The sequence below is a fragment of the Clostridium sp. genome, assembly GCF_051656525.1.
Classification (GTDB): domain Bacteria; phylum Bacillota; class Clostridia; order Clostridiales; family Clostridiaceae; genus Clostridium.
In genome coordinates this window covers 1-10955 of record NZ_JBOGCC010000037.1, presented here as the reverse complement: position 1 = coordinate 10955, position 10955 = coordinate 1, and the positions used below count along the sequence as shown (strand labels likewise).

Below are 10955 nucleotides of genomic sequence, written 5' to 3'. Positions count from 1 at the left end.
GAATATCAAATATTCCATGGTGAGTAACGTCAGCTCCTGTAATTCCACCATTATAAACTAATACTAAAGCTGGATTATCATTTATTGCTAAGTCATGTGACATTTGATCATATGTTCTTTGAATGAATGTACTTGCAAACGATGCTACTGGTTTTGCTCCTGCAAATGCCATTGCTGATGCACAAGCTATCGCATGTTCTTCTGCTATTCCAACATCTATATACTGTTCTTTAAGTTCTTCTCTGAAAGGAACTAAACCTACAAATCCTGGTGTTCCTGCTGTTAATGCAACTACAGTTTTATCTTTTCTTCCTTTTTCTAATAGAAGCTTTCCTGAAAGACTTGCATAAGTTTCTTTTGGCATTTCCATTAATGGCTTTTTAGTCTCTAAATTAAACGGCATTACATAGTGGAAATTTTCTCTGTTTTCTTCTGCATCCTTATATCCTTTTCCTTTAGTTGTATGGACATGAATTACTACTGGATGATCTGCATCTTTAACTTTCCTAAATACTTCTATTAAACTTTGAATGTCATGTCCATCTTTAACAAAATGATACTCATCAAATCCCATTGCTTTAAAGAAGTTATTTTCCGCTTTTCCTTCTGTGTCTCTAAGTAATTTTAAGTTTTTATACATTCCACCATGATTTTCTGCAATAGACATATCATTATCATTTACTAAAACTATAATATTTTTATTTGAAGCAGCTGCATTATTTAACCCTTCAAAAGCTTCTCCTCCACTTAAAGAACCATCTCCTATAAGCGCAATTATATTTCCTTTTTCCTCTTTAACATCTCTAGCTTTTGCTAATCCACAAGCTAAACTTACTGAAGTTGATGTATGCCCTATTGTAAAGAAATCGTGCTTACTTTCATATTGTGATGTATAACCTTTTAAGCTTTTAAAATCCTCTTTATTTATATAAGCATTTTTTCTTCCTGTCAGCATTTTATGTACATATGATTGATGTGATATATCATATACTATTTTATCTATTGGTGAATTAAAAACATAATGAAGTGCTATTGTCATTTCAACTACACCTAAGTTAGGACCAAAATGTCCTCCTGTATAACTTACATTTTTGATTAGAGCATCTCTTATTTCACTTGCTAAAACATTTAATTCTTCTTTATTAAGTTTTTTAACATCTTCTGGACTATTTACTTTATTTAATACTTTAAATTCCATTTATATCATCCTCGCTTTTCTTTAGTTTCATTACTTATTTATTAGTATATCCCTTAGAGTACACTTTAAGTCAATATAATAACTTTTAATATTTAAAGTCTTTTGTGAACCTTTATACTTAAAATATGTTAAAATTTATATATAGATTATTAAAGGAGTTATTTTTATGAGTACAATTTTTTTCAGTTTATTTTTTATAGTTTCCCTTCTACATCTCTTTTTTTGTTATGTAGAAAATGATAGATTTCGTTGTATTACAAAAGTTTTTTTAATGCCTTTATTACTTATATTTATTTCAAGTATATCTAAAACACCAAATCCATATATTTACTTAGCCTTAATTTTTGGATTTATTGGAGATATATTCTTAATCTTTGATAAGAATAAGACACTATTCCTATTTGGTTTAATAGCTTTTTTAATAGGACATTTATTTTATATTTTAAAATTTTATACTTTAATAAATGTTTCTCCATTTAAATTAGCTTATTTACCAATACTCATATTTATAATTATCTTTGCATTTCTTATGTTTAACTGCCTTAAACCAAACTTAGATAATTTGAAAATACCAGTAGTTATATATATTTTCTTTATATGCTTAATGCTTGGACTTGCAATCTTAAATAATTTTAATAGTAGACACTATCTATCACTCATAGCACTAGTAGGAGCATTACTATTTACTATTTCAGATTCTCTTCTTAGCATAAGCTTATTCAAAAAAGCATTTAAACACTATAATTTTTATATAATGCTTACTTATATATTAGGACAACTTCTTTTATCCTTTGGATTAAGTTAGTAAATAAGCACAGTAATTTAATTTTACTGTGCTTATTAGTTTTAAACTATTTTATATATTGTTTATCTTTTTATTTTTATAGCTTCACTTAAATTTCCATCTTTCATATATAATTTTCTTTTGCTATATGATTCTACAAATTTATTATGAGTTACTACTATAATAGTTTTTCCTTCTTTATTTAACTCTTCTAATAATTCCATTATTATCTTAGAATTTTCTTCATCTAAAGCTCCTGTTGGTTCATCTGCAAGTATTACTTCACTTCCTTGAACTAAACTTCTTCCTATTGCTACTCTTTGTTTCTGTCCTCCTGATAAGTCTTTCACTTTTTTTGAAAATAGTTCAACCAACCCCATCTTTTCAAGTTCTTCTAAATTTTTCTTTTTATCTACTTTACCTTTTCTATAATCAAGTGGCAAAAATATATTTTCTTTAACTGTTAATTCTTCTATTAATGCAAAGTTTTGAAATATAAAAGAAATCTCTTTATTTCTTATCTTTGAAAGTTCATTAAAACTTTCTTTTGAATAATCTACTCCATTTAATTCATATATTCCATCAGCTGGCTTGTCTACGCATCCAATTATATTAAGTAAAGTGCTTTTACCTGAACCTGAAACACCCATAATTGAAATAAACTCACCTTTTTCAACTTTTAAATTTACATTCTTTAAAGCAGTTACAGCACTATCACCTTTTCCATAAATTTTAGTAACACCTTTTAAATTTATTTTCACCATTATTTTTCACCCCCAACTAACCTTGCAATATCCATTTTATTAACTTTAAGTAATGGATAAATTGCTGATATTATAGTTAATATTATCATTGCAAACAAAACTATTAAAAAGTCTGTTTTTGTTGATTCTACAAGATACCATCCATTTCCACATATATTTATAAAGCCACTATAATTTAAAATTGTTGATATAATAAATGCTATTGTTCCAATTAAAAATATTTTCACCGTACTTACAATAAATAAATCTTTCTTACTTGCTCCTAATGATACAATTATTCCAAGTTCTCTTCTCATTTCATAAATTGAATAAATAATTGTTCCAATTAATGAACAAAGACCTGCTACTAAAAATATAATACTTCTTAATATAGAATATTTAACCTGTGCATCTAATTTTTCTATTTCACTTAAAACTTCTTTTTTGTTTTCAAGTATAGTTAATTTTAAATTATGCTTTTCTCCTATTTTAAAAATATCACTTTTAAATAAATCATAATCTCCATCTTTAAATTTAATGTTCATAGTGTTTAATAAAAGAGCTTCTCGTAGTAGCATTTTATCATTTAAATCACTTTCATTAAGTAAAACTACTAAAGAATTATCTAAAAAAGGATATTCTTCTGAATACTTTTTAGAGTAACTCATCATAGTTTTTTCTTTAGCAAAACCTATAACCTTAAATTCTATACCATCGTTTTCTCTAAATTTAATAGTATCACCTATCTTATAATTTTTTTGAATTTCTCTCCTAATATAACATATCTTTCATTGTCTTTTCCTACTTTGTCTATTTCCATTCCTATATTCTTTAAATAATCATTACTACAAACCCTTATTGGCAGATTTAAATGCATTGACCCATCTTCTTTAACAACTTCTGTAGATGAATTTGCTGAAAAAGGAGTGTATATATCTTTTCTATAATCCCCTTTAATCCACTCCGTTGTTCCTGTTGTTGATAGCATTGGAGCTACAAGTTCTGCATTTTCATAAGTTTTTAGCTCTTTATAAAAACCTACAATATCACCAACTTTTCCATCAAAACTTGAATCTAAAGCAATTCCAAGTGAATAACTTCCTTCTTTATTCCACTCATAATTCTTAGTTTTTTTAACCACATCTAAAATATTAAAATCTTTTTGAATATTATAAAATAATATAAAGATACAGATAAATTCTATTATTAATAGTAGACTTACCACCTTGTCCTTTTTTATTAAAAGCTTAATTAACTTACTATTTCTCATAATTCTTTACCTCAAAAAATCAATAATATTAATTTTCTTTAATCTATAAACACTTATATAGATAGAAATAATATTATCCATAATACTAAAATGAAGCTTATAAATGATATACCTATATTATTCATTGTTGTCCTTAATAATTTACCTGTTATTTCATTCCCTATATATTCACTTGTAACAATTCCTACTATTAGTGCTGGTAACGATAATATTGTTAACTTTAAAAATATTTCTTCAATTACATCTCTCCACTTTGCACCTAAAACAATTTTTATTGCTATTTTTCTTTTTATTTCATCAACCCAAAACTTACAAGCTAGTGAATATTATTATTTATAACTTCTGCATTTTCAAAGACATTATTAATTTGATCTAAAATTCCATCATTAAATTCTTTTTTAGAAACATTTATCCATTCTACATTTTCTAGTTCCTTTTCGCCTAATGAACTTATAGGAGTTAGCATAGAATGATTCCATTCAGTTCCATTATCTTTTAAAATATCAATAACTTCATATGTTTGATTATCTACATCAATATATCTTTTCCCATTTTTAATATAAGATAACTTTTCATTCATTGATCCAATAATTGCAACTTTTTCTGATGAATTATAATGATCTTTTGTGAAAAAATCCACCAGGCATAGGAACATTAACTCCCATTTTATTAGTTATAAATCCTGATTCTATTTCTGTTATTTTATTTATTATGTTATTTACCTCTTCATTTAATTCAATTGCTATATGTTCCTTATTAAAAGCTCTCTCTGAATTAAACCTAGAATATCCACCATATATAATTTGATTTACCACATTTATAGATATTAATGAAATTATCATTACTAAAACTATAAACAGCGAATTAATAGGTGTTGCCATTATCTCTTTTAATGCTCTCATATTCTCTCCATTATGTAGCAAGACATTTAAAAACTTTTAAATGTCTTGCTCTTCTATCTTTATTTTCTTAATTTTAAATATACCTTATTATCTAATTTACTTGTTGAATGAAATGATTGATATTCCACTGCATATTCTTCACCTTTAGTTACTGATGCCATTGCTATAGTAGTTGGAATTAGCATTGTTCCTAATATTGTTCCTGTTATTACTTTTCTTATTTTTATTCTCATTTTATTTTTCCTTCCCAATCTTTTAGAAATGCATTTCTTATTTACATATTATCACAAATGTTTTCTAAACCCTGTCGAAGTTTGTAATCAAAAAAACACATCTCGCTATTTTTCAACATATATAATTCGTCTTTTTAATCACATTTAGTTAATATTTCATATTTATCTTGTCTTACTCTTATATCATTTACCTTTTTCGTACTTATAGTTATTTTTTCATCTACTACAGTATTCATTCCTAAACTTTTATCCATTTCAATTTTTATTTTTTCTTTTTCATCTTCCCATAGGAATGTTTTTGTATTTAATAATCCATATGCTATTCTAACTAAGTTTATTTTATATAATATTTCATTTCTTCTTTCTTTTAATTTTTTTAATTCTATTTTAAGTTCTTCTTCATTTTTAATTTCTCTATAAAACTTTATTCCATCTTCTATAGTTTTTTTTCTTTTAAAGCCTTCTATTTTCCATTCTAAAACTTTTGCTTTATATATTTCTTTAAAGTTCTCTTCTTTTCCTTCTGAAATTGGTTTATACATTCCTACTTCGTTTACTCTATATCTTTTTCGCACACTCTCTTTTAAAGTTATTTTTTTTCTAGTTGTCTTTCTATTTGCTTCTTCTAATCTTTTTTTAACTACACATATTTTGCATTTTAACTCCTCTGCTTCATATAATCCTTCCCCTATTTCTTCTAATGTTAAACTTCTCATTATTCTTTTATTTGCTGTTTTTATTTTTTTCAGGTTTAATGTATATATGATATCTTCTCCAAATTTATTTTTCTCTTTTATTATTTTTTCTTTTCTAAATTTTTTAAGTAGTTCTTTGGAGAGTGTACATGATATACTTTCTGTATTTATATTTCCATTTAAAATTAAATTATATTGTCTAAATACATGTCCATCTAACTTTAGCATAGTATCAGTATCTATAACTTCACCTTTAACTTTTACTAAAAGCCCTACATTAAGTTTTTTGCTTCCTATTACAATATCTACTACTTCACCAAAACCTACTAAAGGTTTTATAAACTTATATCTATCTTCTTTTCTTTTTGTAATTTTTCCTATTCTCTTATAGTCTGTACTATAATCCCATAGAAGCATTGATTCTTCATCTTTTATTATCTTTTCTAAAACTTCTAATATACAGATATTTTCTTCTTCTAAATTTATAGCTTCTTTTCCTTTTTTAAACCTTTTATCTTTATTAATGACTAAATTCTTAACTTCATTTATAGCTCTTCCAAGTTCTGTGAATGAATAACAATTTTGTAATACTGAGAATCCATAAACATCTTTAAGCTCTGCCATACAAATTTCTGCACTTTGTATATCTTCATTTAACAAATATGAAAGTGTTAGTCTATATAAAAAGTCTTCAATTACTCCTTCTTTTCTTTTCTCAAGTTTTTTATTATTATAAATTTTATTTTCTATTTTAAGTTCCTCATTAAATGTACATATTAAAACTTCATCTTCACATATACTTATCTTAGATTTTCCTTCTTTGTAAAGCTGTCCACTATTTATAATAAAATATTCCTTATTATTTATATCTAAAGTTAAATTATTTTTCTCATTTATATCTTTTGTAATTTCTATAATATTTTTATAAAAGTCCTTTATTTCCTCTATATGATTAAAATCACCATTTCCAATAGTTTTAACTATTTCCTGTAAAAACTCTCTATCATAATATTTTCCAAATCCAATAGCATTAAAATAAATATCCTTCTCTTTACATATGTTGCTTATCTTTAATATTTTTTCTTTTTCTTCTTCAATACGCCACTTATCAATAGATATACATCCATCTGTAAATAAAACTATATTATGTTTACTACATACCTCCTCAAGCCTTTTTACCATTTCTATTGCCTTCTCTAAAGGTTCTGATAATACTGTACTGTTTCTACTATAAAATTCTTCATCAATCTTTTCAAAAACTTCTCCCATTTCATAGGATTTCTTTTCACACTTTAAACCTGATATAATTATTTTTGATTCTAAATATCCGGAATAAACTATAATTGATACATAATTGTTTCTTCCCTTTTTAAGTCCTTCAAGTGTTAATTTAACCTTTTCTTTAAGTTCTTCTATTCTTTCTTTCATACTATACGAAAGATCTATAAGTAATATATGATGATTTATACTTTTTTCTCTGCTTCTCTTTAGTTTTATTGAGTAAAAATTACACTGACTTCTATGTTCATATCCAATTTTCAAATCTTCTTTTCCTAAAAAAGACACTCTTAAATCCTTTAGATTCATTTCCTCACCTTAATATATTAATATCATAATAGTATATTACTTTGAGAAAATTTATAGACTCTTTTTCTACTTATTTATTAGCTCTTTTTCCTTTTAATTCCCTATGAACATAATCATATTTTTTTCTTAACTTATATTTTTGTAAAAGAAAAAGCCTCTTACTTAAAAGAGACTTTTTGTCTTAACCATTAATAGCTTGGTTAAATGCTTGATTTAATGCATCTATTTGTTGGTTCATTTGTTTTTGAGCATTTTGTATATATTTTTGCTCATTTTTCATTTGATTTTTTACAGCTTCATTAAATTCTGCTGATTCTTTAGCTTGAGTATTAACTAACTTCTCAATTACATTTGTTTGATCTTCTGTTAATTTTGAATCTTTAGAAACAGTCCATTTACCATTCACTTCTGTCAACTTAGCATCTTTTATAACTTGTTGTTTCTGATTTGGGCCTGCTATTGTATAAGTTGCATTAACAACTTTATCATTCCCATCATTTTTTATGCTATAGTTTAAGTCTTTAAAATCTATTCCATCAACTTTAATTCCACTATTCATTTCTGCTTGGCTTATAGCGTTAATTTTTTGAAGTGCCTCAATCTGAGTTTGCTTATTATATATTTCTACACCACAAACAACTAATGCTATAACTAAAATTCCAACTACTACTCCTAATATTATAGATAATTTCTTCATTTGTATCACTCCTTTTATTCTTATTTTAAAAGGATAATTTGGCAGTTCTGTGACAACTTTCTTTTGAAAAAATTAAGTTTTTAGTTATAAGTAAATCTTCATATAGTCTTAAATTTTAAAGTAATTGAAAATTTAAAATTAAAAATTTAGAATTAGAAAGGTATCACATTTACTACCTTTATTTTTATAAAACTAAAAGCTCTATTTTTTCTGTTCTCAACATTCATTTGACTACTCTTTTTCACGTCAAAAAGATGAATTAGTTTTCGCTACTAGTTCATCTTTCATTTCTATTTTGAAACTCGCCTAAGCGAGTTTCTTCCTCAATTTTTAATTTTCCATTTTTAATTTCTATAAAACTCTTCTCGCATTAGTATATGGATATAAGTTCATTACTGTTACGTAAGCTCCTGTATGTGGTGCCACTAATATTTGTCCACCACCAATATATACTGCAACGTGGTATGCTGGATCTCCCCAGAATACTAAGTCTCCTGGTTGTAAATCTCCTTTTGCAACTGGTGTTCCACATTCTTGTTGTGCTGCTGCTGTTCTTGGAAGACTTACTCCATTATGTCCAAAGATATACTGCATTAATCCTGAACAGTCAAATCCACTTGGACTTTCTCCACCCCAAACATATGGTACTCCTATAAATTGCTCTCCATAAGAAATTATAGCCTGTGCACTTCCACTTGCTTGTGAGTTATTTGATTGTTGTACTGTTGCACTACTACTTGATGATGAAGATGAACTTCCGCCAGTATTTGATACATTGCTTGATGAACTATTACTTGAGTTCGAGCTTGTACTACTTACTGCTGTATTACTTGATGATGAACTTGTACTACTTGCCGCTGTATTACTTGATGAGCTTGTACTCTTACTTGTCGAAGTTGCTGCCTTTGCTGCATCCTCTTGTAATGCTTTTTGTACTTTTGCTTTTTGCATAGCAATTTCTTGTGCTGAATCTGCTGCTACATTAGCTTGTGCTGTACTTAATATACTTTGCTCTTTTTGCTTAGCTCCTTGTTGTTCTGCTAAATTACTTGCAACTTGACTCTTAGATTCTTGTAATGTTTTCACATTACTCTGTAAGCTAGCTTCCTGATTCTTTAAAGTAGCTTCCTGTTCTTTTATTTCATTTAAAGTCTTTTGATTTGCTTGATTTATGCTATGAACATCTTCAAGATTAGTTACTATTTGAGAGAAACTATTTCCTGTAAAGATAGCATTTAAATATGCTAATAATCCATTATTTGCATACCCTGCTTTATAAAGTCCTGCAATTTCATTATCCATTTTTTGCTTTTCTGTATTTAATTTAGCTTGAGTTTGTGATATTTGATTTTGATAAGATTGTATATTAGCATTTGCAGAAGCTATTTGACTATCCAATTGTTTAGATTTTATCATTGTATTTTGAATTTGGTTATCTAACTTCTCTAATTGCTCTTGTGCTTCTAAAGCTTTTTGTTGTTGTGCTGCTTTATCACTCTGTACTTGAGTTACTGTATCTGCAAAAGCATTCATGTTTGTGAACATTGGTGTAGTAATCATTGTTACTGCAAAAATCACCGCTACTAATAATTTCTTTTTCATATTCTAAAACCGCCCCTAACTTTTTTTCTTTCGTTCTTTAGTATTATCAAAAATTTCTTTTACGAAATCAATTTCATTCATTTTCAAAAGTATATTTTATAGATATTAACTTTTTCTCCCTATAAAACACATAATCTTATAATACACCTAATTTCTCCATTTTTCATACTTTTTTTCAATTTTTAAATCTTTCTTAAATAAATTGTAACATTTTTCACTTTAAATTTCTTAATTAAATATTACAATACTTTTTTCCCTTGTATTTTACTCTTTTTCTAAAATACTTGAAAATATTTTAAACATATTTTAAAAATAGTTGGATTGAATTGAATTTCCTCTTATAAAGTTTTCTTCTTCTAACTTTAATAAATTACTACACTCTTCATTTTAATAGATTTTTCATGTTAATTAATAGTTATCTTTTTATTAATAATTAAAACTCATTACTCTTCAAAATTCATCTTCTAATCATTAGTATTAAAATTTATCTTTAAGTAAATTTTAAATTCAAAAAGAGAGAGTTACTTGCAACTCTCCCTAATTCTCAATTCTAAATTTTTAATTCTCCACTCCCTATCATTCACATTCCTTAGTTCCACTTATTAAAAATCCTATACTTGAAAAAAGTACATTTTTTAAAAGTATTATAGATGGATTATTTACATCTACTTCAAAAACTTCTGTTAATCCTAATAGTAATGTTATACTTATAGCTAGTATTCCTATACAATAATTTTTAAACATTACTGCTGTATCTGTGCATAATGCTTTTCTTGAAGTTTGTTCTAATAGACATCCAACTATTGATGAAAAAACGGTCCTTATAGTTACTAAATTTCCACTTGCATCTAAATTAGAATCAAAAATAGAAATTGCAATCATAATAAAGCACAGTATTCCAACTATCGCTAAAAATTTAGCTGTAGTATAGACTTTTGAAAATACTATAACTACATTTCCTCTTAATTTTTCACCTATTTCTTTTAATTTTTCAATCATAATAAATCACTTCTTTTATTTATTATATTTTATACTATGTTAATTTATAAAATATAGTTCCTTTTAACCCTTTATTTTCTAATATGACTTTACTTGCATAGACAAATTTTTTATTGTATAATTCTTTTTGTAAACAACTTGCATATGCAAGCATAAAGAAAGGGGTTTTTATAATGAAAACATTAATTATCATAGCGCATCCAAATATGGAAGCTTCAAAAATCAATAAAATATGGAAAAATAGA

The 10955-nt window shown here is 26.0% G+C and carries 13 protein-coding genes and 1 pseudogene; 1 reads left to right on the top strand and 13 read right to left on the bottom strand.

Features of this window, described 5'->3' with window-relative positions:
* Positions 1-1198, bottom strand: a 1198-nt coding sequence (locus ACRDDY_RS01115) for a 1-deoxy-D-xylulose-5-phosphate synthase (RefSeq protein WP_438563126.1), incomplete at its 3' end; no start/stop codon positions are given.
* A 166-nt stretch (positions 1199-1364) separates the two neighbouring features.
* Between ACRDDY_RS01115 and ACRDDY_RS01110 the strand changes: the two genes are divergently transcribed.
* Positions 1365-2003, top strand: coding sequence for a lysoplasmalogenase (locus ACRDDY_RS01110; RefSeq protein WP_438563125.1), 639 nt, complete (start codon positions 1365-1367; stop codon positions 2001-2003).
* Positions 2004-2065: 62 nt separating this feature from the next.
* Here ACRDDY_RS01110 and ACRDDY_RS01105 read toward each other — a convergent pair whose 3' ends face one another.
* From ACRDDY_RS01105 to ACRDDY_RS01050, 12 genes and pseudogenes are all read right to left on the bottom strand, one after another.
* Positions 2066-2746 (bottom strand): ABC transporter ATP-binding protein, encoded by a 681-nt coding sequence (locus ACRDDY_RS01105; protein ID WP_438563124.1) that lies wholly within the window; start codon positions 2744-2746, stop codon positions 2066-2068.
* Positions 2746-3396 (bottom strand): FtsX-like permease family protein, encoded by a 651-nt coding sequence (locus ACRDDY_RS01100; RefSeq protein WP_438563123.1) that lies wholly within the window; start codon positions 3394-3396, stop codon positions 2746-2748. Before ACRDDY_RS01100 ends, ACRDDY_RS01105 begins: the two co-directional genes overlap by 1 nt.
* Before the next feature lie 71 nt (positions 3397-3467).
* Positions 3468-3995, bottom strand: a complete 528-nt coding sequence (locus tag ACRDDY_RS01095; RefSeq protein ID WP_438563122.1) for a hypothetical protein — start codon at positions 3993-3995, stop codon at positions 3468-3470.
* Between the two features lie 53 nt (positions 3996-4048).
* Positions 4049-4294: pseudogene (locus ACRDDY_RS01090) on the bottom strand (FtsX-like permease family protein); the annotation flags it as partial.
* A gap of 17 nt (positions 4295-4311) precedes the next feature.
* Positions 4312-4650 carry a hypothetical protein gene (locus ACRDDY_RS01085; RefSeq protein ID WP_438563121.1) on the bottom strand — a complete coding sequence of 113 codons (339 nt, stop codon included), beginning with the start codon at positions 4648-4650 and terminating at the stop codon, positions 4312-4314.
* On the bottom strand, positions 4607-4897 hold the full coding sequence (locus ACRDDY_RS01080) for a hypothetical protein (protein WP_438563120.1): 291 nt from the start codon (positions 4895-4897) through the stop codon (positions 4607-4609). The genes ACRDDY_RS01085 and ACRDDY_RS01080 overlap by 44 nt, the downstream gene beginning before the upstream one ends.
* A gap of 59 nt (positions 4898-4956) precedes the next feature.
* Positions 4957-5130, bottom strand: coding sequence for a hypothetical protein (locus ACRDDY_RS01075; RefSeq protein ID WP_438563119.1), 174 nt, complete (start codon positions 5128-5130; stop codon positions 4957-4959).
* 134 nt (positions 5131-5264) lie between these two features.
* The gene (locus ACRDDY_RS01070; RefSeq protein WP_438563118.1) at positions 5265-7412 is read right to left on the bottom strand and encodes a VWA domain-containing protein; all 2148 of its coding nucleotides are present in this window, start codon (positions 7410-7412) and stop codon (positions 5265-5267) included.
* Between the two features lie 181 nt (positions 7413-7593).
* Complete coding sequence (locus tag ACRDDY_RS01065; RefSeq protein WP_438563117.1) at positions 7594-8109, bottom strand: hypothetical protein; 516 nt, start codon at positions 8107-8109, stop codon at positions 7594-7596.
* A 351-nt stretch (positions 8110-8460) separates the two neighbouring features.
* Positions 8461-9711 carry a C40 family peptidase gene (locus tag ACRDDY_RS01060; protein WP_438563116.1) on the bottom strand — a complete coding sequence of 417 codons (1251 nt, stop codon included), beginning with the start codon at positions 9709-9711 and terminating at the stop codon, positions 8461-8463.
* Between the two features lie 576 nt (positions 9712-10287).
* Positions 10288-10710: a hypothetical protein gene (locus ACRDDY_RS01055; protein WP_438563115.1), complete on the bottom strand. Its 423-nt coding sequence runs from the start codon at positions 10708-10710 to the stop codon at positions 10288-10290.
* A 34-nt stretch (positions 10711-10744) separates the two neighbouring features.
* A partial coding sequence (locus ACRDDY_RS01050; RefSeq protein ID WP_438563114.1) for a hypothetical protein occupies positions 10745-10955 on the bottom strand: 211 nt, incomplete at its 5' end.

Bases quoted from the DNA above. Each gene is read 5' to 3' on its own strand.
- ACRDDY_RS01110 (WP_438563125.1), top strand. From the start codon at position 1,365: ATGAGTACAATTTTTTTCAGTTTATTTTTTATAGTTTCCCTTCTACAT.
- ACRDDY_RS01105 (WP_438563124.1), bottom strand. From the start codon at position 2,746: ATGGTGAAAATAAATTTAAAAGGTGTTACTAAAATTTATGGAAAAGGT.
- ACRDDY_RS01100 (WP_438563123.1), bottom strand. From the start codon at position 3,396: ATGATGAGTTACTCTAAAAAGTATTCAGAAGAATATCCTTTTTTAGAT.
- ACRDDY_RS01095 (WP_438563122.1), bottom strand. From the start codon at position 3,995: ATGAGAAATAGTAAGTTAATTAAGCTTTTAATAAAAAAGGACAAGGTG.
- ACRDDY_RS01085 (WP_438563121.1), bottom strand. From the start codon at position 4,650: ATGTTCCTATGCCTGGTGGATTTTTTCACAAAAGATCATTATAATTCA.
- ACRDDY_RS01080 (WP_438563120.1), bottom strand. From the start codon at position 4,897: ATGAGAGCATTAAAAGAGATAATGGCAACACCTATTAATTCGCTGTTT.
- ACRDDY_RS01075 (WP_438563119.1), bottom strand. From the start codon at position 5,130: ATGAGAATAAAAATAAGAAAAGTAATAACAGGAACAATATTAGGAACA.
- ACRDDY_RS01070 (WP_438563118.1), bottom strand. From the start codon at position 7,412: ATGAATCTAAAGGATTTAAGAGTGTCTTTTTTAGGAAAAGAAGATTTG.
- ACRDDY_RS01065 (WP_438563117.1), bottom strand. From the start codon at position 8,109: ATGAAGAAATTATCTATAATATTAGGAGTAGTAGTTGGAATTTTAGTT.
- ACRDDY_RS01060 (WP_438563116.1), bottom strand. From the start codon at position 9,711: ATGAAAAAGAAATTATTAGTAGCGGTGATTTTTGCAGTAACAATGATT.
- ACRDDY_RS01055 (WP_438563115.1), bottom strand. From the start codon at position 10,710: ATGATTGAAAAATTAAAAGAAATAGGTGAAAAATTAAGAGGAAATGTA.